19 protein-coding genes, 1 pseudogene and 1 other annotated feature (1 of these 21 cut by a window edge) are annotated in these 22,756 nt (G+C 35.9%); of the genes and pseudogenes, 4 read left to right on the plus strand and 16 right to left on the minus strand.

What is annotated here, in order from left to right:
• Positions 1-114 (minus strand) — a binding site (T-box leader); it reaches 80 nt to the left of the window's first position.
• A gap of 555 nt (positions 115-669) precedes the next feature.
• From MHI39_RS23505 to MHI39_RS23535, 7 genes and pseudogenes are all read right to left on the minus strand, one after another.
• On the minus strand, positions 670-1,278 hold the full coding sequence (locus tag MHI39_RS23505) for an alpha/beta hydrolase (RefSeq protein WP_259548214.1): 609 nt from the start codon (positions 1,276-1,278) through the stop codon (positions 670-672).
• A 3-nt stretch (positions 1,279-1,281) separates the two neighbouring features.
• Positions 1,282-2,223 (minus strand): ring-cleaving dioxygenase, encoded by a 942-nt coding sequence (locus MHI39_RS23510; protein WP_071977466.1) that lies wholly within the window; start codon positions 2,221-2,223, stop codon positions 1,282-1,284.
• Positions 2,224-2,237: 14 nt separating this feature from the next.
• On the minus strand, positions 2,238-2,846 hold the full coding sequence (locus MHI39_RS23515; RefSeq protein WP_342540331.1) for a flavin reductase family protein: 609 nt from the start codon (positions 2,844-2,846) through the stop codon (positions 2,238-2,240).
• 24 nt (positions 2,847-2,870) lie between these two features.
• Positions 2,871-3,029: pseudogene (locus tag MHI39_RS23520) on the minus strand (ring-cleaving dioxygenase); the annotation flags it as partial.
• A gap of 1 nt (position 3,030) precedes the next feature.
• Positions 3,031-3,651 (minus strand): nitroreductase family protein, encoded by a 621-nt coding sequence (locus tag MHI39_RS23525; protein WP_180213093.1) that lies wholly within the window; start codon positions 3,649-3,651, stop codon positions 3,031-3,033.
• A gap of 406 nt (positions 3,652-4,057) precedes the next feature.
• Positions 4,058-5,488 carry an aspartate ammonia-lyase gene (gene aspA / locus MHI39_RS23530; protein WP_058004544.1) on the minus strand — a complete coding sequence of 477 codons (1,431 nt, stop codon included), beginning with the start codon at positions 5,486-5,488 and terminating at the stop codon, positions 4,058-4,060.
• 316 nt (positions 5,489-5,804) lie between these two features.
• Positions 5,805-6,617, minus strand: coding sequence for a DUF2262 domain-containing protein (locus MHI39_RS23535; RefSeq protein WP_259548217.1), 813 nt, complete (start codon positions 6,615-6,617; stop codon positions 5,805-5,807).
• A 338-nt stretch (positions 6,618-6,955) separates the two neighbouring features.
• Here MHI39_RS23535 and MHI39_RS23540 point away from each other — a divergent pair, with 338 nt between their 5' ends.
• The gene (locus MHI39_RS23540) at positions 6,956-8,200 is read left to right on the plus strand and encodes an aminopeptidase (protein ID WP_180213095.1); all 1,245 of its coding nucleotides are present in this window, start codon (positions 6,956-6,958) and stop codon (positions 8,198-8,200) included.
• Between the two features lie 178 nt (positions 8,201-8,378).
• Here MHI39_RS23540 and MHI39_RS23545 read toward each other — a convergent pair whose 3' ends face one another.
• On the minus strand, positions 8,379-9,317 hold the full coding sequence (locus MHI39_RS23545; RefSeq protein ID WP_259548219.1) for a YafY family protein: 939 nt from the start codon (positions 9,315-9,317) through the stop codon (positions 8,379-8,381).
• Between the two features lie 85 nt (positions 9,318-9,402).
• Between MHI39_RS23545 and MHI39_RS23550 the strand changes: the two genes are divergently transcribed.
• Positions 9,403-9,846, plus strand: coding sequence for a VOC family protein (locus tag MHI39_RS23550; protein WP_259548220.1), 444 nt, complete (start codon positions 9,403-9,405; stop codon positions 9,844-9,846).
• Between the two features lie 248 nt (positions 9,847-10,094).
• Here MHI39_RS23550 and MHI39_RS23555 read toward each other — a convergent pair whose 3' ends face one another.
• The 6 genes from MHI39_RS23555 to norA form a co-directional block, all read right to left on the minus strand.
• A complete protein-coding gene (locus MHI39_RS23555; protein ID WP_216385899.1) occupies positions 10,095-11,645 on the minus strand; it encodes a hydantoinase/oxoprolinase family protein in 1,551 nt (516 codons plus the stop codon).
• Complete coding sequence (locus tag MHI39_RS23560) at positions 11,638-12,741, minus strand: DUF917 domain-containing protein (RefSeq protein ID WP_342540332.1); 1,104 nt, start codon at positions 12,739-12,741, stop codon at positions 11,638-11,640. Before MHI39_RS23560 ends, MHI39_RS23555 begins: the two co-directional genes overlap by 8 nt.
• Positions 12,738-14,006 (minus strand): cytosine permease, encoded by a 1,269-nt coding sequence (locus MHI39_RS23565; protein ID WP_342540333.1) that lies wholly within the window; start codon positions 14,004-14,006, stop codon positions 12,738-12,740. The genes MHI39_RS23560 and MHI39_RS23565 overlap by 4 nt, the downstream gene beginning before the upstream one ends.
• A gap of 336 nt (positions 14,007-14,342) precedes the next feature.
• Positions 14,343-15,953, minus strand: coding sequence for a PucR family transcriptional regulator (locus MHI39_RS23570; RefSeq protein WP_259548221.1), 1,611 nt, complete (start codon positions 15,951-15,953; stop codon positions 14,343-14,345).
• Positions 15,954-16,046: 93 nt separating this feature from the next.
• On the minus strand, positions 16,047-17,081 hold the full coding sequence (locus MHI39_RS23575; RefSeq protein WP_342540334.1) for an aminotransferase class I/II-fold pyridoxal phosphate-dependent enzyme: 1,035 nt from the start codon (positions 17,079-17,081) through the stop codon (positions 16,047-16,049).
• Between the two features lie 298 nt (positions 17,082-17,379).
• On the minus strand, positions 17,380-18,543 hold the full coding sequence (gene norA, locus MHI39_RS23580) for a multidrug efflux MFS transporter NorA (RefSeq protein WP_342540335.1): 1,164 nt from the start codon (positions 18,541-18,543) through the stop codon (positions 17,380-17,382).
• A gap of 585 nt (positions 18,544-19,128) precedes the next feature.
• Between norA and MHI39_RS23585 the strand changes: the two genes are divergently transcribed.
• Positions 19,129-20,499: an alkaline phosphatase gene (locus MHI39_RS23585; protein WP_342541482.1), complete on the plus strand. Its 1,371-nt coding sequence runs from the start codon at positions 19,129-19,131 to the stop codon at positions 20,497-20,499.
• A gap of 205 nt (positions 20,500-20,704) precedes the next feature.
• The gene (locus MHI39_RS23590; protein ID WP_342540336.1) at positions 20,705-21,406 is read left to right on the plus strand and encodes a DUF4352 domain-containing protein; all 702 of its coding nucleotides are present in this window, start codon (positions 20,705-20,707) and stop codon (positions 21,404-21,406) included.
• A 152-nt stretch (positions 21,407-21,558) separates the two neighbouring features.
• Here MHI39_RS23590 and MHI39_RS23595 read toward each other — a convergent pair whose 3' ends face one another.
• Both MHI39_RS23595 and MHI39_RS23600 read right to left on the minus strand, forming a co-directional pair.
• Positions 21,559-21,987: an OsmC family protein gene (locus tag MHI39_RS23595; RefSeq protein WP_342540337.1), complete on the minus strand. Its 429-nt coding sequence runs from the start codon at positions 21,985-21,987 to the stop codon at positions 21,559-21,561.
• Positions 21,988-22,007: 20 nt separating this feature from the next.
• On the minus strand, positions 22,008-22,754 hold the full coding sequence (locus tag MHI39_RS23600) for an amino acid ABC transporter ATP-binding protein (RefSeq protein WP_251340227.1): 747 nt from the start codon (positions 22,752-22,754) through the stop codon (positions 22,008-22,010).
• Positions 22,755-22,756 lie beyond the last annotated feature (2 nt).

Here is a 22,756-nt window from a genome sequence, read left to right on the forward strand (position 1 = left end):
CAAAATGTCAGCTCCCTAATTGTAATTCACTAAATGCCTGGCTTAGTTCACACCACCCACTAAGTCTCTTATACTCCTAAACAATCAGTTACTTTATTAGTTCAACGCTTTTATGCTTTTATGCTTTTATGTATTGAAGTTTAAAGGTATATTAATACAAGTTTATTAGGTTTGTCAATGATAAGTTTTACGGATGATATCTTGCAATCATATGTAGATTATTATAACAATTGACCTACTTAGATTTAATAGATACAGATTGGGGAGTAAAATTATAAATCGGCTTATGAAAAAATATTTTAAAAAAATGGTCGACTAAACTAATGATTTTAGAACTATTTAGTATGCAGTATTTTAAATACAAATTCAAGAAGTAATTAATACTTATAATCACAATATAATGAGTGAAAATTAAAAGACATGAGTCCGGTTTAGTACCATACTCATGCCCAAGGATCTATGAAATAACATGTCTAACTTTAAAGGATTTCTTTACTTAGCAGACATATCTTATCCTAGTAATATAGCTAAAGAAAGTTCCCCTAAACCTATTAAAATTGGATCCATAACACTTTCACAATTGCGCCAAACATTATTAATGACAATAAATAAGGCTCGAACTGGTAAAAATTAAGAAGAACACAATCCCACCTAGGATACGAAATGTTACTAATTAAATTTTTGTTTATACCATTGAGCAGCTGCTTCAACTTCATCAATTGTTAACTGATGACCTCTATTTTCCCAATGAAGTTCCACATCAGCATTAGCATTCTGCAATAATGATTGTAATTCTGCAGATTCTAATGGAGAACAAATTGGATCGTTTGTTCCTGCAGCAATAAATACTGATTTCCCTGATAAATTAGGTAGATCAATTCCTTTTCTTGGAACCATAGGATGATGAAGAATTGCTCCTTTTAAAGCATTCTGATAATGAAATAATAAACTTGCAGCTATATTAGCACCATTGGAGTAACCAATTGCAATTACATTATTTCTCTTAAACTGATATTTTTCAGCTGAATCATCGAGGAAGTCTTTTAACTCCTTTGTTCGAAAAATTAGATCCTCTTCATCAAAAACCCCTTCAGCTAATCTACGAAAGAATCGAGGCATTCCATTTTCCAGTACATTTCCCCTTACACTTAATACGGATGCTTGATCGTCAACTCTCCCTGCAATTGGTAATAAATCTGATTCATTACCACCTGTACCATGGAGCAATAGTAACGTGGGTCTTGAGGGATCCTTCCCTTTTTGAAAGAAATGCTTCATCTTTTATTCTCCTTTCAAACTCTTAACCTCTATATGCGGAAGTAGTTCTACCATTTCTTCTCGTTTATCCTCAAGCCATGTAGGCAACATAAGTTTATTCCCTAGTTCGGACAGTGGTTCATCAACAGTAAATCCAGGTAGATCCGTTGCGATTTCAAAAAGAATCCCTCCGCCTTCATGAAAATATAATGCTTTAAAATAGTTACGGTCTAAAATCTCAGTTGGAAAATATCCTTCTTGTTCAAGCAATTCTCTCCACTTCTGATGTTGTTCCTCATCCTTAGCTCTCCAGGCGATATGGTGGACAGTTCCCGCACCCATCAGCCCTCTTACAGATGCTGATAACTTAGTGTCAATGATATTTCCAAACTTTCCGTCAGCCTTAAACCTCAGAAATTCACCTTCTTGACCAAGGCAGGTAAATCCTAATACATTTTCTAGAACTTCTGCGGTCTTATGAGGGAATTTTGATAATAGAGTCGCTCCCGCAAATCCTTTAATTGCATATTCAGCAGGGATGTCTGATAATTTCCATCTGTTTCTTTCTCCCTCTGCTCGCTCCACTAACTCTATTTGTAGTCCATCAGGATCATTTAATTCCAAATAGGTTTCACCAAATCGAGAAGAAGATTGATAAGATACTTGATATTTTTGCAAGCGACTTTCCCAGAAGGAGATAGAACCTTTTGGGATCATATATGCTGTAACACCGACCTGTCCTGTTCCTATACGTCCTTTCAATTGTTTGGCCCATGGAAAGAAGGTAATAACTGTACCAGGATCTCCTGTTACATTTCCAAAGTAAAGATGATAAACTTCTGGACGATCAAAATTGACTGTTTTTTTTATCAGCCTTAATCCTAGTACACCCGTATAAAAATCAATAGTTCTTTGAGCATCATTCACCATTGCTGAGATATGATGGATCCCATCCGTTTTTAACATCTGTACACCTCCCTTTACTTTGGTCTTTTTATAGAAAAAACCTTTCCGATTTTAGAATAGTTTGTACCAGCCAATCTACTCACCGCTGCTAAACCTGCTTGATTGATTCTTCCATCTTCATAAATTTCCTCATCTATATGAAAATGAACTATTTTCCCAATAATAAGGTCACAGCCTATTGAGCCGTTCTCTCCTATCTCTAAGGAGTGTTCCAAAGTACACTCCATCCGAACCTTAGATTCATTCACCCCTGGCACCTTTAGCTTTTCACTATTAACTAGTGTTAACTCAGCTAATTTAATTTCACTTTGATTTGGTGGAAGACTAGCAGCCGTAAGATTTACCTTTTCAACATTTTGTTCATCCACAATATGAACAACAAACTCTTTGGAATGGATAATATTACGGGCTGTATCCTTTTGGTTTCCTCCAGAACGCTGTATAGAAAGAGAAATCATCGGTGGGTTCGATGAGACAATATTGAAATAGCTAAAAGGTGCACCATTTAAGGTCCCATTGTCTGAAAGCGACGTTACAAACGCGATTGGTCTTGGAATGATGCTTCCAATTAAAAGTTTGTAATTTTCTCTTTCAGTATTTAAGGATGGGTCAATTGACAACATTAGAAAATCATTCCTTTCGTAGAACTAATCTATTTTTCTTACTTGTAACGTAATCAATACATCATTTAGACGACTTCGGTACATTTCATATTGAGGTGGCAACATTAATTTCTCACCCATTGTTCCGTATGATTCATCATGAGTGAAACCTGGAGGAACTGTAGCAATTTCGAATAATATTTCTTTAAAAATAAGATACAAATTCACTAACAGGTTTTCGATAGCCCCTTGGTTTTCTGCTTTCTACTTTCTCTTTTCCTATTGTGATCATCATAACTACTTCGTGTTCATCATCAATATTTAACAATTCTTTTACTGCTTTTGGATCAAATCCAATCATCGGGCAAGTATCCCAACCTTTTTCCTTAGCAGCTAACATAAAGAGCATAGCTGACAAAGATGCATTTCTTATCGCATCCTCTTTTTGAAATTCTTGTCCCCTTAATTCATAAAAGGATATGGTGTCTGAAACCAAATGATCATATTCTTGCTTATTGATAATCCCTAACATTTTCAAACCTTCATAGATTTTCGGAGCTTCATAAAACGAATTCCTATCACCTAATACTAAAATAACCGCAGATGAACTTTTAACTTTATATTGTCCATTAGCTGCTTTTCTCATTTTTTCTTTTATCTCAGAATCAATGACAACAAAATACTTAGTATGTTGTAGATTAAACGCAGATGGTGCCAGTTTTACAAGTTCAAAAATTTCATTAAGTTCCTCTTTAGTGATAGGAATATTATCAAGAAAGTTACCTGCAGATCTTCTTTTATTCACCAAATCGATAAATTGAGTCATTTAATCAACCCTCTTTTTTATTTCGGAATATAAAAATCTTGAATTCAAGATATAATACAAAAAAATATATTAGTAAATTCATTGTAAAATTAAGTTACTAAAAGTTATTAGCTATTTCTTAGTAAGTATTATATAGAACTCATCGCTAAAAGTAAAGATTTATTTTTTATGTTATTTTTTCCTAATTACTCAATAAAAAAAGCTGACCGAAACGATTACCTTTTTCAAGCATTCTGTTACGATAACCGTTCATTTCACTTGATGTTCAAACTGCTCCTTTAACATCCATTTAAATTTTAATAGAAAAGAATGACCCCGTTTCAATACATAGGTCATTCTTTTAGCAATTACTATCGATATTTTAAATCTCAGATCCTATAACTCATCATTTATTAGCATCCACTATCTACTCTCTATCTAGCAATGCTGCACCGGCAATTCCAGGATGTGTCATTTCATACGGATCTAGAATTAAGTCAAGCTCTTCCTCGGTTAAAACATCATATTTCAGACAAAGTTCTCTGATTGGAGCCCCACTTAAAATTGCCTCTCTGGCAATTCGAGCAGCCACCTCGTAACCAATATGAGGGTTAACCGCTGTAATCACACCCACACTCTTTTCTACATATTCCTTTAACCGATCTTCATTTGCTTTAATATCTTTTAAGCAATTATCTGTGAAGACGCGGAAGGCATTATTCATAATACTTATTGATTGAAGCAGATTAAATACAAGTACTGGCTCCATGACATTTAATTCAAGCTGACCTGCTTCTGATGCAAGACAAATTGTATGGTCATTACCAATTACTTGGAATGCTACTTGATTGATTAACTCCGCCATAACTGGGTTTACTTTACCAGGCATAATTGATGAACCTGGCTGACGTGCTGGTAGCGTAATTTCTCCTAATCCAGCTCTAGGGCCAGATGCCATTAAACGTAAATCATTTGCGATTTTTGACATATTCATCATACATACTTTTAATGCTGCAGATACTTCTGTGTAAGCATCCGTATTCTGTGTTGCATCAACAAGATGCTCTGCACCCACTAGTGGTAAACCACTAATATCTGAGAGATGTTTGACTACTAATTCGATATAACGTGGATCTGCATTTAATCCGGTTCCGACTGCTGTCGCTCCCATATTTAATTCATATAAATGTTGGCGGGATTGTTTAATCCGCTTAATATCACGATCAATGACGCGTCCATATGCCTCAAACTCCTGACCAAGACGAATCGGTACAGCATCTTGAAGATGGGTACGCCCCATTTTGATTACATGATTAAATTCTTTTGCTTTTTGTTGGAATACGCTATGCATATCTTCCATTGTTTTCAGTAATTTTTCGAGTAGATTTAATACGGCTATATGAATAGCTGTCGGAAATGCATCATTGGTTGATTGAGACATATTCACATGAGTATTCGGACTGCAATGGAAGTAATCCCCTTTTTCTTTCCCAAGAATTTCGATGGCACGATTGGCAATGACTTCATTAACATTCATGTTTATCGATGTCCCTGCTCCACCTTGAATAGGATCTACGATAATTTGATCATGCCATTTCCCTTCCATCAATTCTTCCGCCGCTTGTACAATCGCATCTCCAATTCCTGAATATAAACGTTTCACGTCCATATTTGCTTGTGCCGCTGCCTTTTTCACGATTGCCATAGCTTTAATTAATTCTTCATGTATTCTATACCCAGTGATTGGGAAATTTTCAACTGCACGTAAAGTTTGAACCCCATAGTAAGCATCAACAGGTACTTCCTTTGATCCTAAAAAATCCTTCTCAATTCGAATATGCTCTTTTATCGTTGACATATTAATCTCTCTCCTCTATTAAATAGAAAAAACTAAAAAAATAGTATACTCATTAATCATCCTATTAAAAGGAATCGTTCAATCACTTTCTAGCGGGATACAGGACTCCTGACCTGCTTCCAATTTATCAGTTTGTCCAAAACATCTACAGCAATTTAAAACAATGATTCCGTTTTCATATCCCAAGACTATATTACACCTGTTTCATATATGCTTCAAGGCTTTGAGACCCATTGTTTTAACATGTGGATAACCTCTCAAAAAATCTCCGTTTTTTCCATTTCAAACATCAGTTAAACTACAGTAGAATCTCTATTTACCCAGCAATTTCAGCAGAACTAAATTCCCCATTAATATTTCCAGTTACTATAATTGAATGCCCCCAAAACATATCTCCATCATCAAAAAATAGGTCAAAATCACCATCTGGATAAACACTAATACTACTTAATTTCATAAGCCCAACAAATATTTCCTTTGTAATCTTATTCATTTCTGCCTCTTCATTATCCTCGAGCCATTCATTTGCCAATTCAACCAGTTCTTCAGCAGCATAACCTCTAATTTTCCTATTCCATTTATCCTGCTCCTTAAAAAGCTCATAGGCAGTTTTCAATGCAGAATGCATAACCGTCCTATCTTCATTCCAATCAAAATATAAATATCCCTCTTCAACAGCCCAGGAAATATCCTTTTCAAAAACCTTTATACCCTTATTAAGCTCAAAAATACCTAATACATCATCATTATAAAAAACGGGCTTTAGCGATTCCTGTAAGATGATTTCTAATTCATCATCGCGATAATCCTTTTCGATTACGCTAACAAGCATCATCGACTTTTCAGCCTTACGTACCTGAAGTCTTGCGATTGAATTCATACCCAATAGGTCTCTTGTTTTTTCCCATTCCTCATCATCTACCAACCATTCAAGTCGCAGCTCTTCTTTTATAGAAGGTTCATTGCTCCCCAAGGCTTTCCAGGCAATTAACGGGATTGAGGCATTCCACATTTGATTTCCTCCGGCTCTTCCCGCACTAATTCCCGAAGCTCCTGTAACAGCTATTACTTCCATCACCTGTTCCTTAAATCGACTTTCAAATTGACTTTTTTCTCTAGTTTTACTCATACTAGTCACCATTCCTTTATTAATCAGAAATTGCTCTTATTACATTCCAACTTGTGAATCATTAAATCTATTATACTTGTAATTTTTGTAAAGGCATCAATCCTCTTAACATATTCATACTTTTTTGTTATTAGAAAGGTAATTTTTCCGCTTCTCTTTACATGTTTTTTGAAGTGAGAAAATTTCTGTCAAAATTGAAAAACAAATTAGTATATTCAAGGAACAAGGTAGAGTATAATACCATTAGTTATCAAGGTTAAACTAACTTACATAACTTCATTGTTACATAAGAATAATTACTGGGATAATTTTTCCCTTACTATTTAGGAGGTAATAAAATGGTGCTGCCAAATTTCGAAGAAAACTTACAAAAATATGCAAAGCTTTTAGTTGCAAAAGGGATCAATGTTCAGCCAGGTGACTGGGTGAAAATGACGATCACAGTTGATCAAGCTCCTTTAGCACGTCTTATCACGAAAGAGGCTTATGATTTAGGGGCTGAAAAGGTCATTATTAAATGGTCTGATGATGAAATCAGCAAGCTGAATTACATACATCAACCTGTAGAAGTATTAACCAACATTCCTGAATATGAAATCCAAGAATCAGAAGACCATGTGTTAAATCATCGCGTTAGCCGACTTTCGATTGTATCCAGTGATCCAGGATTACTTAATGAAGTGGATCCTTCTAAAGTTGCAGCTTATCAAAATGTAGCCGGTAAAGCATTCAAGGCACAGCGAATAGCAACGCAGAATGATGATTTGAAATGGACGGTAGCTGCTGCTGCTGGAGCTGGCTGGGCAAAGCAAGTGTTTCCTGATTTATCAACATCTGAAGAACAAGTGGATGCCTTATGGGATCAAATTTTCAAAACATGCCGTGTTTATGAAGAAGATCCAATCGCCGCATGGGATGAGCATAAAAAGATTTTAAATGAGAAAGCAGCTATATTAAATGAAATTCAATTTGATGCCCTTCACTACACAGCACCAGGGACTGATTTAACATTAGGCTTACCGAAGAACCATATTTGGGCATGTGCTGAAAGCTATAACCCAAAAGGGGAAGAATTTATTGCTAACATGCCTACAGAGGAGGTTTTCACTGCTCCTGATACACATCGTATGGAAGGTGTTGTTCGCAGCACAAAGCCACTTAGTTATGCAGGTACGCTCATTGAGGGCATTGAAGTTCATTTTAAAGATGGAAAAATCGTGGATATTTCCGCTGAAAAAGGAAATGAAGCAATCAAAAAGCTAGTATTCGACAATGACGGTGGAACAGGCTTAGGTGAAGTTGCCTTAGTACCAGACCCATCACCAATTTCTCAATCCAATATTACTTTCTTTAATACACTATTTGATGAAAATGCATCCAATCATTTGGCCATTGGGGCAGCATATCCAACGACCATTCAAGGTGGAACAAAAATGAACGAAGAAGAATTATTGAAGAATGGGATGAACACTTCAAACGTTCATGTTGACTTCATGATCGGCTCTAACCAAATGGATATCGATGGAATCAAAAAAGACGGCACGATTGTACCTATCTTCCGAAATGGAGACTGGGCAATCTAGTCTAAATAATTTTTCATAACTTAAAAAGAGGAAAATGAACAATTCCGCCATTTTCCTCTTTTTTACTTTTAATTGAATCCCTACTCGTTATTTTTAAGCTATATTGTTCTTCATTCATAACAATTCTTCGAACTAATAAACAGCAATCATGTGAATCATAGACCCACTTTCATATTCATCACAAATGATTAATTAAGTCTAAATAGTATTCTTTCATCTGCTCTTTTAAGGAAGACGGCTCAATTATTTTTATAGTTTTTCCGAAACTGGCTAGGTAGGAAATCATGAAATTCATTTCACTAGGCTCATATGTCCCCGTTAGATACTTCTTTTCATTTTCATCTATCACCTTCATAGAAGGAAATGGTTGTTGCTTATATTTTTCTACTCCAGTTTCAGTAAGTAAACATTTAAATGAAATGGCTTGATCTGTTGATTTCCATAAGGAATGGGTATTATGAATGGTTACTTCATTTAGATCAAGACGATGATCATATTCTATTTCCTCTAATTCAGTAATGCGGTCGCAACGAAAAACACGATAAGCAGATTTATCCAAATCAAATGCTTGACAATACCAATACCCTTTCATTGCATATATGGAGAGTGGTTGAATACTCCTCACGGTCGTTTGTTTCGGTGTCTCGTACTTTATTTTAATTCCCTTATTTTGAACTGCGTTTAACAGAAGTTCTTCTAGATACACACATTCATGTATTTGTTCTGTATGGTAAAAAGCTACTCTCTTTTTTAAATTTTCAATTTGCTCATGTTCTTTTAATGAAACGGCTTCTAAAAACTTCCTATTAATCGAAGCAAGTGATATATGGAATGGAGTACTTGCAAAACTGTTTAATGCTTGCATAGCAAAATAAAGCGCAAAGACCTCTTGGCTTGTAAACGATATTGGAGGCAATGCCATTGGTTTCAGTAACCGGTACCCACCATACCTACCGTAGTCTACAAATAATGGGACACCCATTTCCTCTAGTGATGCAATATCACGAAGTGCTGTCCGTTTTGATATTTCAAATTCATTTATTAAATCCTTCAATGTGAACATTTGCATTTTATTAATAAAGCGAAGCATCTGATTTAAACGTTCACTTTTTTTCATAGGACTCTCCTTATAGGTGCCATTTATTGTCACCTTTTAAATTTATACTTAAAGTGTAAAAGATCATAACGAAGGAGGCAATACAATGAATATTGAAGTTATTCCATTTTTATCATTTAAGGGGCAGGGGGCTGAGGCAATTTCATTTTATGAACAGTATCTAGGAGCTAAAGTATTATTTAAAAAAACTTATAAAGAAATGAAAGAAATGGATCCGGAGTTCACCTATGACAACGGCCAGGACGACTATATTACGCATTCTGTCTTACAAATTGGTAGAAATAAAATCATGATTGCAGAAGAAGAAATGGACTCAACACGTCCTTGGCAATTAGGTAATAGTTCATCATTATGTTTCCAATCTAAGGATTACTCAGAAATTGAAACCATCTTTCATAGCCTTATTAGACATCATCAAGTCCATACTCTCATCCCTTTTAATAAAAATTCATTTAGCCCCGGTTACGGAGTGGTGAAAGATCCATTTGGAATAATTATTCAATTAACTGTAACAACGCATGATTTCTAAATTTATTGTAGATGGTAGGCTCACATATGGATAAATCCCTTTTGGGTTTAGAAGCTAAGCAATTGGGCTTTTATAAAAGCAACATTCTATACGAAACAGTAAAAATGAAAGGGCTCAGAATGGGTATATTCTGAACCCTTTTATTGAATCAAATTAGTCTCACAACCGTTTTAAATTAAGGTCTACTTTTCTTTTTACCAATATGATATAAAAATTTATTGGTAGACAAACCTACAAGATACTGGCGTCTATTCCATCTTCCCTACCACTTTCACTCTTAGTCTTGTTGCATTTTCCGGATGATACGCAAGCGGGGTTTCTTCTACCTCAACTAACTCAATCGTTTCAGCAACCGCACCAGCTAATACAGCTTGTTTCACTGCCTTTTCCTGAGCATCTTTCAAGGAATCCTCACGTGATTCTTTAGAATAGATATAGATCTGCTCATATTGCCCACTAATTTGAGCAATTGATGCACCAATTGCATTGGCTACTGTACCATTTTCCGCTTTAATCATATTCGATACCCCACGAATCGTATCAGGAACAATAATACTTCCTCCTCCTACGATAACAAGCTGAACATCTTCTGAGGAGGTTTTCATTTTATCGATGGCCTGCTCAATTAATGAGGAAATTTCTATTAGCACATCTTTAGCGAAAGCTTCATCAATGTGCTCGACTAAGTTTTTATCACCTACATCAGCTAAGCCTAGACGAACCGCAATGTCGGTTGTAGTCAGGGTACTTCCACCAAATACAAGTGCTTCCTGACTAATTTTGTATCCTACACTATCGGGACCAATGGTAATCTTGCCGTTGTTTACACGAACAATACTTCCTCCACCCAGACCTACAGAAATAATATCCGGCATTCTAAAATTGGTGCGGATATCTCCAACCTCAACTGCTACAGAAGACTCTCTCGGAAATCCGTCCTGTAAAACCCCAATATCAGAGGTCGTACCTCCTACATCAAGAACCATTGTATTTTTGATTTGCGCTAAATAGGAAGCACCCCGGATGCTGTTTGTTGGTCCACATGCAATTGTTAAAATAGGAAATTGTTTCGCATATTCGATTGACATCAAGGTTCCATCGTTTTGACATAAATAGACTTCCGCGTTAGCAATCCCTTCCTCTTCCAATGCATGAATAAATCCTTGTGTTGTTGTTTCAATTACTTTACATAAGGCTGCATTGAGAATGGTTGCATTTTCACGTTCAATTAACCCTACAGAACCAATCAATGAAGAGCAAGAAACCGGGAATTCTTCTCCATATACTTCTTGGATGAGATCACGTACCTTTAGTTCTTGATCATTTTTGATCGAAGAGAATACACCAACTACAGCGATCGATTCTACTTTTTCCTGCCATTCCTCTAGTAGACTCTTAATTTCATTATCATCAAGCGCTCCCAATAATTGACCATCGTATTCATAACCACCATGTACTAATGCATAATTTCCAGAAAGTTCTTCAACCATATCTTTCGGCCAGGCGGTAAAAGGAAGAACAGAGGCAGTTGCTGGATAGCCAAGCCGAATGACACCAACTCGGGCTAATTTCTTCCGTTCTACTATTGCGTTTGTACACTGGGTTGTCCCTAGCATCGCATGAGTGATCTTCGTTTTATCAATATTTGCTTCTTTTAAAACGTTTCTTAAAGCTGTTTCAATCCCCGTTTTAATATCTAAACTTGTAGGAGATTTTACACTATGAATTAGATGACGATGTTCATCTAAAATAATAGCATCTGTATTTGTTCCACCAACATCTATACCAATCTTATACATGTTTTACTACCACCTTTTTAACCAATTCCTCAATTGGAACATAATCATAATCGTATCCGAAATAGTTTGGACCAGCTGTTTCGATTCCTTTATCCGTTCTCCATTTTTCATGTGCTGGCAACCCAATCACACGTACCCTTTTCCCATATTTTAGACTTTCAGTTGTTACTGGTAATAAGGTTTCATAATCCACTAAACAAATTAAGTCCGGAGTCATAGCAACTACTTGACCATCTTTTTCTGCAATAAGATTTTCATTTTGAAAATGGACCTTCATATTTTCATCTTTATTTTCTTCAATACCTTCAAGGTTCATTTTCCCAAGGTTAAAGCCACCCTTGGTTTCTCGAATCACATCCACAATTTTCCCTTGGAATAACTCATATCCAGAGACTAACTTTAGCAATTCCTGAAGTTTTTCTTTTGCATTTTGTTCCTTTGAAGAAATAATTTCACCGATCTTTTCGGAAAGTGTAATGATATGATGGACGCCACTCTTCTTAATCTGTGCACCAGTCGTTGGGTACAAACTAACCAAGGAACTAGCACCCATCTCAACCGTTTCTGTTCGAGCCAAACGTTCTGTCCATTTATTATCTATTGTTTCAAATATCCCGATATTTCCTTTTTCATCAGTGATGGCCATTGGCGTTGCTGAAATCCCATCCAAGTTAAAGGTCACCATTTGGAGTTCTGGAAACGCCCGCCCCATTCCATCACAGTCAATGAGAGGTAAATCCAATTGTGCAGCTACCACAATCGGGATCATCGAATTTACCCCACCTGCTTCCATTGGATAAGTTCCTGTAATCTTTTCCTTCCCTATATATTTCGCTAGCTTTTGAAAAACTTTTACAAACTCATCTCCACGTGGAAACTTTTCTACTAAAACTGATGGTGCCCCCATCATCGCGGCTGGAATGAAAAAGTCCTCATCCTCGATTTCATCAACTGAATATAGTCGTACTGGTCCATTTTTCTCAATAGCGGAAAGAGCCATCATTTTCCCAATATAAGGGTCTCCTCCACCACCTGTTCCTAAAAAGGCTGCTCCAATAGCAATTCGTTCAATCGCATCTTTATCTAAATATCTCATTTATTCTCCTCCAACATGATAGATTTCTGTATAGAAAAACGATTGCCAAAATAATAAATTACAAATGAAATAATAATCCCAGTTAATGGCTGATTAGGTACTTGAGGCAAGCTAGGGAATAAAGAAAAAACAACTGGAATACTAGCAATGACAGCACCTACTAGCCAAGAGAAAACGCCTAAACGGTTCACACCCTCCACTTGTCTCCAATTATTCATATTGCCCTTATTCATTATCCAATAGGAGGCAATCATTACCCCTGCAACTGGTGGAATCATTGCTGATAATATAGACATGATAGGTGTGAAATAATTTAATATTCCCACCACGGCAAGTAAAGTTCCCACCGTACCAGCAATTCCAACTGCCATTTTTTCTTTTTGCTTAGAAATGTTAAAAACATTAATCAAGGCAATTCCACCAGATATTGCATTAACCAAATTTGTTTTCCATGTAGCTAAGATTAAAATGACACCACCAATGAATGGGGTTGCTATATTCAAAAAGACCGCAGTAATATCGCTCGTCTGATATGCAATCGTTAAAACTGCACCTACGCCAATCATCAGAACTCCAGCTGGAATAATTCCAAAGATGGCTGCTTTAAAAACATCTGAACGTTTTTTGGAAAATTGGGAATAATCACCCGCTATCACTGCTCCTAATGCAAATGACCCCATTGTGACTGAAAGCCCATCCATAAAACTCATATTACCACTAGGTTTATAGTTCTGAATTGCTTGTAAATGATCTCCACTCAATGTTTGAACTAAACCAACTATAGAAATGATGACCAATAATGGAACTGCAATATAGCTTATTACGCGTAGCACCTTAATTCCATAGATAGCTGAGACCACCATTACCAAACCACAAAGGAAAGAGGCTAATGGTATTGGCATATTCATATCATAATTCGCCAGTAAATTCGCTAATGCAGCCCCACAAACATTGGCTTGAATTCCAAACCATCCTAAGCAAGCAATGGCTAAAATAATTGATAATATTGTTCGTGAGCCCTTTTTACCAAATACTTGTCCGGCAATATGAACAGTTGGCTTTCCCAGATCACTACTTTGCATGCCTTGCAAAATCATGATGGCGACGACAATGAAATAACCGACAAATGCTACGAATAATGCCTTAGGTAAACTCATACCAGAAATAAGTGTATTTCCTACTAATAGACTTGGTATGCTAATCATTGCACCAGCCCAGACAATTCCTAGACTATACCATGATTGATGCTCGCCATTATTTCTCATATTGTAGCCCCTCCTTTACTCCATTCATTCCTCTTTTCATATAAAGTGTTGATTTTCGTAAGTATTAAAAACCTAAATAAATCTGATTTTCTACTTTGTTCAACTGTTAACAATCTTAAAAATCACACTCCGATTTTTGTTTAGAAAATTAGACAGCAACGTATTTACAAAAGCAACAAAACTATACGAAAACATCCTTTTGAAAAGTGACTAGTAAATTTATTTCCCATTATAAAAGAAACAATGGGGGTGAGTCTTTTTCAAAAATGAAAAAAAAATCCGAAATTTTGTCGTTTCTGACAAAACTCCGGATATAACCAATGATGGCTTGAAAGTTTAAAAAATGTCATTGTTAATTAATCGATAAATCATGCAAGCGATATACACATCATAAAATTCAGAATACATCGTTACATCATTTCCGATCTGTTCACTAATCTTTTTGATCCGATATTTCACTGTATTTTTATGAATATATAAAAGCTTTCCACATGTATCAAAATTTCCATTTGCATCTAAGAGGAAGGTCATCAAAGTTCTCATAGATTCTTCATCATTTAGAATAGGAGAAATAACTGAAAAACATTCTTCAATCATTTCTTCTCCCTGCTTACTGAAGTCAATGGCACGCTTCATTGACCGAACCTCTGCAGCTGTATACAGTTTTCTCTTAGGATAGATTGAATGTACTTTTTTTCCTACTTGATTGACCAATTGATACATACGACGAACATCAGTTGTATGTCTCATTTTTGGAGAATAGACTATTTCCGACAATTGAGAGAAGTAATTCGTCGTTTCGATAAACTCACTAGCAATGTCAAACTCATTGTATTTATATAAGCAATTTCCTAGAAGGACTACAATACATTGATCGATGTTTTGAATTACTCTCGTTTTATAATATTTCGAAAGCTGCTCTTCCAGCTCTTCTCTAATCTCCCGTTCTTCCGACAAATCGTTTATATAAACTAACCACATCATTTGAATAGCGGAGACATCAATATGAAGCTTCTTTGCTAATCTACGCATTTTTTCACTTTCATCATTAATAATCGCTTTTACCAAGGCATATTCGCTCACTTCATCATGCTTGTCTCCCCATAAATTGATTGCAACTTGTACGATTTCACTGATTTTTTCTATAATTTTCGCCTGCAATCTCGTATTCTCTTTAATAAGAAATAGATGAAGCATCTCTCCATTTTTTTGATGAATACTTTTATGTTCTACAAAACCATTGGGAACCGTTCTTTCTAATTCTTGTGTCCCCTTGCCCCCATTCAGATCCGATCGAGTATATTCTTGAATGATTTCCGACACGTCTAAAGAAGAATTACGCGGCCACATTACTTGATTCACAATCTCAAAATTGGTATTTGTCAAAAGGATATTCGCCTTCAGACGATCCGATAACATTTTAAGTGTGATTTCCACACTCTGCAGATGTTCTGGCAACAAGGAAACCTTTTCTAGTGTCTCCTTAACAAAATGATCATTCACAGCTTGATTACTTACAATCGATTCCATTACTTCATAAATCACTTCATTATAACGAAGTGAATAATCGTTTTTCGGCATACAAATGATTATAAAGCCCTGGGAATCTGCTAATTGCAGAACTTCCTCAGGTATCTCTGGCAGGACGATTCCCACATAATATAAGATAAGCCCTAATTCCCCTAGATCATGTAAGTGCTGAATCGCTTCACATTGTTTTTCAACACTATCTCTAATTGAATAAAATGAGCTAATAACTAGTTCTTCCGCGTACCACTCATCCTGAACAGATTGAATAATCTGAGAGAAAAAATCTACATTTGAAACTTCTAACACGGATAAAGAGGAGACAGTTCGATTAAGATTATTTTTACCGGTCAACACTTCTGCCCCTCTAAATGATGGCAATTGTAGCAAATCTTTTACCGTTACCCCATTTCTTTTCACCCCACTTCATTTTCACTTTTTATATGCTAATGGAATATGAATCAATCGGAACTGTTTTATATCCATATTCATCCTTTAGTAAAATTAAATATTCTACAATAATTTTACATCTTTAATTAGTGCTTCAATATCCTCTAATTTAGTTGCCCAGCTTGTACAGAAACGGGTAATCGTATAATTTTCATCTAAATTACCCCATACCTCAAAACCATAATTCTTTCTAAGGACATCCATTTGTGTATTTGTTAAAATTGGAAATTGTTGATTCGCTAGCGAGTTCCCGTAAAGCTCGATTCCTTTTTCTTCAAATGCCTGCCGCAATTTTAATGCGTACTCTACAGCACTTCCACAAATTTTTAAATATAGCTCGTCTTCAAAGAGTGTACCAAACTGAATCCCTAATAGCCTTCCTTTTGCAAGTACACCACCACGTTGTTTCATAATATAGCGGAAGTCTCTTTTTAATGGATTGGAACTAATCACAACCGCTTCACCAAAAAGCGCCCCACATTTTGTGCCACCAATATAAAAGACGTCACATAAATGAGCGATATCCTTAAGTGTTACATCATTATATGGACTTGTAAGACCATAACCCAACCTGGCACCGTCTAAAAATAATGGAAGATTCAATTCTCTACAAACCTTACTTAATGATTCCAATTCAGCTTTCGTATACAAGGTACCCATTTCAGTAGGATTGGAGATGTACACCATCCCAGGCTGTACAACCGCTTCACGAATTGGACTATTCCAATGTGCATAGTACAATTCCTCTACTTGTTCAGCCCGAATCTTCCCATCCTCACTAGGAAGTGTAAGTACTTTATGTCCGGTAGCCTCGATTGCCCCAGCTTCATTTGTAGATATATGCCCAGAAATAGCACTCACTACTCCCTGATGTGGGCGCAATATAGATGCAATAATAATAGAATTGGCCTGTGTTCCTCCTACCAAAAAATGCACATCTATATCTTCTTTATTACAGGCAGCCTTTATTTTAAAAATAGCATCCTTCGAATACTCATCATTCCCATATCCTGAAGATTGCCTAAAATTCGTCTCTACTAATTTTTCTAAAATTTTCGGATGGCACCCTTCCAAATAATCACTTTGAAAATTTATCACTTACCATTCACCCCTAAAATTACTTTTTTTAAGAATATACTGATTCTCAAATTCTACTACTTTGACGTACTAAAATGCAAAAGGTGGGACAGGGGGTCAGGTCCAGTGTCCCAGTCTAGGTGTAGTAATTCCCACGAAATTCACCTAATTCTCATGTATTTACTAATTTATCTCATAAAAATGTATTCATCCTATTTAATAGAAAAGGCCCATCAAAAGATGGACCTATTTCAAAATTAAATTTTTCTGCATAAGTATTTGTGGTGGTGGGACAGTAAACCTGACCCTCTGTCCCGCCTTATGTCGTGTGGTATTCCCTTCTTTTCCATGCAAATGATATTCCAACTCCAACAGCTAATAGGACTGTTGCAAAATAAAAAGGGTAGTTTAAATTGAAATCAAATAATATTCCGCCTATTATTGGTCCAATGACATTACCAATGCTAGTGAACATGGAGTTCATTCCACCGACAAAACCTTGCTCATCACCGGCAATTTTTGATAAATATGTGGTTACAGCCGGACGCATCAAATCAAATCCAACAAATACAGTGACTGTAACAAGTAAGATGGTAAAATAGGTGTTCACGATTGTTACTAAAAATACAAGGATTGCCGAGACAATTAGGCAGTAACGAATTAAACGAATTTCTCCCAGCCATTTCGTTAGACGATCAAATAAACCAACTTGAAAAATCGCCCCAATTATCCCACCACCTGTTACCACTATCGCAATATCCTTCGGTGAAAAACCGAATTTATGATCGACAAATAATGAAAAAAGCGATTCAAAGGAAGCTAAACCAAACGAAAAAATAAAAATGATGATAAAAGATATAAGATAGATCGGTACAAAAATACGTTTCCACCCTGTCTTTTGTCCTTTCTCCTCTTCCTTTTCAGGATGTCGTTCAGGTTCATGAAGTACAGTGATCGATATGATAGCTGTTACTACCGCAAAACCTGCTGCAAAGAAGAACGGCAAGCGCGTAGCTATCTCTCCTAAAAAGCCACCCAGTCCAGGTCCGATAATAAAACCTGTCGAAATAGCGGCTGACATATACCCCATAGCTTTTGAGCGTCCCTTAACCGTCGTTATATCTGCAATAAACGCTGTAACTGCCGGCATAATGAATGCCGCACTGACACCACCGAGCATTCGTGAAATAAAAAGTATCTCAATTGTTTTCCCAATTCCAAATAAGAACTCCGAGATTCCAAAAATGATTAAACCGATAATAATCATTCTTTTTCTCCCAAAGCGGTCTACCCAGCGACCAGCAATTGGTGACAAAATTAACTGTGTAAGAGCAAAAAATGCTACCATATAGCCGACAACAGATCCGGAAATATGTAACTCATTCATGATTGTAGGAGTAACTGGAATAACAAGACCAATTCCTAAGAAGACAATGAATAGATTGATTAATAATATGGCTAACATTATGTTTCGATTTTGCATATCTCTTTACTCCTTCTATGTAAGCTTAAATATCTTGTTCAAATTATCTCCATTTATTCAAATAATAGATATAGCACCTCATTGATTAAAAAATCCTCCTATTTACCCATTTTGAAAAGTTCCTTTATAAGGTTAAATGTTCAACCTTGTCCTACATTTGTTGTAACTCCAAAATACAAATTTACACGATTTTTTAATACTAGATTATATATAAATCTTGCGTATTAATCCATTATTATAGCCCAACGTGTGGTGCCCCGTGATGCTTACTCAGCCACAGTGAAGATTGAACCACCTTTATCCCTAAAAATGTATTTTACACCAATTTTAAAAAATATAAAAACTTTGATAGCTACGTAAAAATGATCTAAATCAAAAAATCATCGTGTAATTTCCTAATGGTTAAACACCAAATTTAATAGAATAGCAACTTCTCACATTTTTATATTGGTGGGACATTGGAACCGACCCCCTGTCCCACCATCATAAATCTTTACATTGTATTAATACTAGATTAACAAAAACATTTTATAGTTTAATAGAAGTTCGAATTTATTGAATGAAAAATTTTAGGGGGTTCTGATGATGTTTAAAAACCGATTTAAAAAGAGGATTTTGCCTGTGGCTGTTCTTTCTACGGTAGCGCTTGGAGCTTTGTTTGGTTCTCTACATAGGGATGATGTTAAAGCCATTGAAGCTAAACAAAACGATGCAAAAATTAAGAATGTTATTTTCTTAATCGGAGACGGGATGGGGGTTTCGTACACTTCTGCTTATCGTTATTTAAAGGATGATCCATCAACAAAAGAGGTAGAACTAACAGAATTTGATAAATATCTTGTCGGGCAACAAAAGACTTATCCAGAAGACCCTAATCAAAATGTTACAGACTCAGCAGCTGCTGCAACAGCCATGTCTGCCGGGATTAAAACATATAATGCGGCGATTGGTGTTGATAATGATGGTTCCTCAGTAGAAACGGTTCTTGAAGCTGCTAAAGCTAAGGGAAAATCCACCGGACTAGTAGCAACCTCTGAAATCACTCATGCAACACCTGCTTCTTACGGTGCTCATGATGTAAATCGTAAAAATATGAATGCGATTGCCGATGATTACTATGATGAAATGATTAATGGAGAACATAAGATTGATGTCTTGCTTGGTGGCGGTAAAAGTAACTTTTTACGCCCTGATCGGGATTTAACAAAAGAATTTCAAAAAGCGGGCTATTCATATGTAACAAATAAAAATGACATGTTAAATAGCAAAAGCTCTCATATTTTAGGATTATTTGCTCAAGGTGGCATGCCAAAAATGCTTGATCGTGACGAATCTATGCCTTCTTTAAAAGACATGACCGAAACAGCATTAGATAAATTAAGCAAAAATAAAAAAGGCTTTTTCTTAATGGTTGAAGGGAGCCAGATCGACTGGGCTGGACATGATAATGATATTGTTGGTTCAATGAGCGAAATGGAAGACTTTGAGCAGGCATTTAAAGCAGCAATAGATTTTGCAAAAAAAGATAAACATACACTAGTAGTGGCAACAGCTGACCATTCAACCGGAGGATTTTCCATCGGAGCCAAGGGTGAATATAACTGGTTTGGGGCACCCATTGCAGCAGCAAAACGCACACCAGACTATATAGCAGAACAGATTGCTAAAGGTTCCGATGTAGAACAAACTTTAAAGAAATACATTGACTTACAGCTCACAGCTCAAGAAATCCAATCGGTTAAAAAGTCTGCTGAATCTAAAGACGTTACAGAGATAGATAATGCGATTGAGGCTATCTTTGATAATCGATCTTTTACTGGATGGACAACGGGTGGTCATACAGGTGAAGATGTGAACGTGTACGCGTTTGGGCCAGGTAGCGACTTATTTGCTGGAAATATAGATAATACAGACCAAGCCAAACTAATTTTCGAGATTTTAAAAAACGGAAAGTGATCTAGTTTATAAAATCATTTAATTCCCCGTTGCACAATTGTTCAACGGGTTCCTTTTTACATGTAGATTGATTCGGAATTAATCAGACTAAGTCTCTAGCTATCCTTCATTCTTTGACCGTAATCAGCTTATGGAATTATTCGTTTTCAATTATCATAATCGATCCTATTTTTATTTTCCCATAAGTAAGGAAGGAGATTTTTTTATGAAAGTACTAACTCCCATTATACTCGCTTTATCCCTAATTTTAAGCGGATGTAAAACTGCTTCAACTTCGGTATCTCCTGTTAAAGCAACTGAAAAACAGGATCATCCATCTGAACAAGATCGAACAGAAAAGGAAAAAAAGAGAGCAAAATCTTTAGCTGATATTTATGTCCCTAATCCTCAAGTTTCAGATGATACAAAGCTCCTTAATGCAGGAAAAACAATTAATGATAGTAAGGGGACCGTCACCTTAAAGGAAATCGCTTCTCTGAATAAATTATATACTATTGGACCCGTTGAAATGAAAATCAAGAATGTTAAGCTCATTCATAATACACCTACGTATTCTTTAATGGACTATTTCCATCAATTTACGGAAAAATATGAGGAATTCGATTTTATTAAAATAGAAATTGAACTAATCAACCAATCGAACCAAAAAGTACATTTTGGGCCAATTGCTCATTTAGAAACAAGTAATGGAGAGATTAAAAATTTTGAAGATGACTTTTATATTGAATATCTGGGTGGTGAGATTGAACCAAACGGTTCTAAACAAGGGGCACTTGGATTTATTATCGAAAAATCGACGCCAGATGTAAATTGGATAGACATTCAAACAAGTGATGTTCTTGATGAGAATCATAAGACTTTGAATAAATCTCAAAGTATAAGAATTAATTTTAATAAAGAGGAATAATAAGGCTTGGTAGAAACCAAGCTCTTTTTTTTCCTTTTTACAGTAAGAAAATATATATAAGCCAACAAAACAAGATACTAATCTGTGGAGAACAAAAAACGACAATTAGTCTCTATTTCATATAGAGCCTAAATTGTCGTCTATCAACATTCCTATTCTTCCTCAATTGACACTTCTTCACCATTTAAAATTAGTTTATAGGATATATCTGCTTTTAATGATGCAGAAACCGCACAATACTTTTCTTCACCTAATCGAATAGCACGTCTTACTTTTTTAGCTGCAATATCCCCATCTACTGTAAAAGTAAGTGTAGCAGCGGTAAATGCAGTTGGCATTTCCTCTCTGCGTGTGCCATCCACTGTAATTTCAATATTTTCAATTTGATCTAAATGTGGTTTTAAAATCATTGTAACATCAATACCGATACATCCAGCTAATGAAGCTAGTAACATTTCTGTTGGTGTAGGTGCTTGTCCTAATCCACCATAATTTGCTGTGGCATCCATGGACATTGTATGTCCAGTAGGGCCAACCGCTTCGAAGGCACGTCCGCCTTGCCATTTTGCTTTAATTTGCATAATATTCAATCCCTTTCTGATTAAAACTCTGATACCTGTCGTAAAAATTTTTGTGCCCGATCTGTTTGTGGATGTTCAAAGAAATCATTTGGTTCAGCATCCTCGACAATGACACCATCTGCCATAAATAGAATACGATCTGCCACGTCTTTAGCGAATTTCATTTCATGAGTGACAATGACCATGGTCATTCCCTCTTCGGCTAAATCTTTCATAACATTCAGTACTTCCCCAACTAATTCTGGATCTAGAGCTGATGTTGGTTCATCGAATAACATTATTTTCGGTTCCATTGCTAATGCCCTAGCAATTGCGACACGTTGCTGTTGACCACCTGATAGCTGGGAAGGGTAAACATTTTCTTTTTCACCTAAACCAACCCGTGCTAATAATGGTTTCGCAATATTTTTTGCCTCTTGCTTAGACATCTTTTTTACAACAACCAATGCTTCCATCACATTTTCAATTACCGTTTTATGTGGGTACAAATTAAACTGTTGAAACACCATGCCTGTTTCCTGACGAATAGCATAAATGGTTTTTTTCAATGCTTTTATCGAAGCTTTAGCATTGATTTCATGACCATTTACAGTTACTTTTCCACCAGTAATACTTTCTAGACCATTAATACATCTTAAAAAAGTACTTTTACCTGAACCACTCGGACCGATTACAGCTACTACCTGATGTGCTGGTATTGTTAATGAAATATTTTTCAACACTTCATTTTCTCCAAATTTCTTTTGGAGCTGATCAATGTCAATCATAT

Origin of the sequence: Heyndrickxia sp. FSL K6-6286 (assembly GCF_038630395.1) — a bacterium.
In the GTDB taxonomy this organism is placed as follows: Bacteria; Bacillota; Bacilli; order Bacillales; family Bacillaceae_C; genus Heyndrickxia; species Heyndrickxia oleronia.

What these genes read in the sequence shown, in the direction of transcription:
- MHI39_RS23505 (WP_259548214.1), bottom strand. Translation starts at nt 1,278, where the DNA reads ATGAAGCATTTCTTTCAAAAAGGGAAGGATCCCTCAAGACCCACGTTA.
- MHI39_RS23510 (WP_071977466.1), bottom strand. Translation starts at nt 2,223, where the DNA reads ATGTTAAAAACGGATGGGATCCATCATATCTCAGCAATGGTGAATGAT.
- MHI39_RS23515 (WP_342540331.1), bottom strand. Translation starts at nt 2,846, where the DNA reads ATGTTGTCAATTGACCCATCCTTAAATACTGAAAGAGAAAATTACAAA.
- MHI39_RS23525 (WP_180213093.1), bottom strand. Translation starts at nt 3,651, where the DNA reads ATGACTCAATTTATCGATTTGGTGAATAAAAGAAGATCTGCAGGTAAC.
- aspA (WP_058004544.1), bottom strand. Translation starts at nt 5,488, where the DNA reads ATGTCAACGATAAAAGAGCATATTCGAATTGAGAAGGATTTTTTAGGA.
- MHI39_RS23535 (WP_259548217.1), bottom strand. Translation starts at nt 6,617, where the DNA reads ATGAGTAAAACTAGAGAAAAAAGTCAATTTGAAAGTCGATTTAAGGAA.
- MHI39_RS23540 (WP_180213095.1), top strand. Translation starts at nt 6,956, where the DNA reads ATGGTGCTGCCAAATTTCGAAGAAAACTTACAAAAATATGCAAAGCTT.
- MHI39_RS23545 (WP_259548219.1), bottom strand. Translation starts at nt 9,317, where the DNA reads ATGAAAAAAAGTGAACGTTTAAATCAGATGCTTCGCTTTATTAATAAA.
- MHI39_RS23550 (WP_259548220.1), top strand. Translation starts at nt 9,403, where the DNA reads ATGAATATTGAAGTTATTCCATTTTTATCATTTAAGGGGCAGGGGGCT.
- MHI39_RS23555 (WP_216385899.1), bottom strand. Translation starts at nt 11,645, where the DNA reads ATGTATAAGATTGGTATAGATGTTGGTGGAACAAATACAGATGCTATT.
- MHI39_RS23560 (WP_342540332.1), bottom strand. Translation starts at nt 12,741, where the DNA reads ATGAGATATTTAGATAAAGATGCGATTGAACGAATTGCTATTGGAGCA.
- MHI39_RS23565 (WP_342540333.1), bottom strand. Translation starts at nt 14,006, where the DNA reads ATGAGAAATAATGGCGAGCATCAATCATGGTATAGTCTAGGAATTGTC.
- norA (WP_342540335.1), bottom strand. Translation starts at nt 18,543, where the DNA reads ATGCAAAATCGAAACATAATGTTAGCCATATTATTAATCAATCTATTC.
- MHI39_RS23585 (WP_342541482.1), top strand. Translation starts at nt 19,129, where the DNA reads ATGTTTAAAAACCGATTTAAAAAGAGGATTTTGCCTGTGGCTGTTCTT.
- MHI39_RS23590 (WP_342540336.1), top strand. Translation starts at nt 20,705, where the DNA reads ATGAAAGTACTAACTCCCATTATACTCGCTTTATCCCTAATTTTAAGC.
- MHI39_RS23595 (WP_342540337.1), bottom strand. Translation starts at nt 21,987, where the DNA reads ATGCAAATTAAAGCAAAATGGCAAGGCGGACGTGCCTTCGAAGCGGTT.
- MHI39_RS23600 (WP_251340227.1), bottom strand. Translation starts at nt 22,754, where the DNA reads ATGATTGACATTGATCAGCTCCAAAAGAAATTTGGAGAAAATGAAGTG.